Source organism: Acuticoccus kandeliae (assembly GCF_003073115.1).
In genome coordinates this window covers 1-371 of record NZ_QBBV01000096.1, presented here as the reverse complement: position 1 = coordinate 371, position 371 = coordinate 1, and the positions used below count along the sequence as shown (strand labels likewise).

Below are 371 nucleotides of genomic sequence, written 5' to 3'. Positions count from 1 at the left end.
TCGAACACCAAGTCGCCCAACTGAGCGAACGCATGGGCACCGTCGAACACCAAGTCGCCCAACTGCACGAACAGACGAACACGCTTGCACGGCGAATCGACCTGCTTGATGAGCGCACGAACGAAACGAAGGCGATCGTTGAAGCGCTCCGCCATGGGCAAGAAGTGCTGACCGCCAAATACGAGGCGATGGCGCACGACCTTCATCATATGAAAGGCGACCTCACCCGTATCACATCCATCCTTGAAGACAAAGTGCTGCCTGCCCTCGCCGAACATGAAGCAGGACTCTCTGTTTTAAACGCCCGCGTCTTCAAAACGGAAAGCGCCCTTCATCGCCTTGTTTATGCGTAACACGTTCCCCAAGATCGG

Annotated in this window: 1 protein-coding gene; it reads left to right on the top strand. The window is 55.8% G+C overall.

Going from position 1 to position 371, the window contains the following annotated elements:
* A partial coding sequence (locus DBV35_RS29470) for a hypothetical protein (protein WP_205648950.1) occupies positions 1-353 on the top strand: 353 nt, incomplete at its 5' end.
* Positions 354-371: the final 18 nt, after the last annotated feature.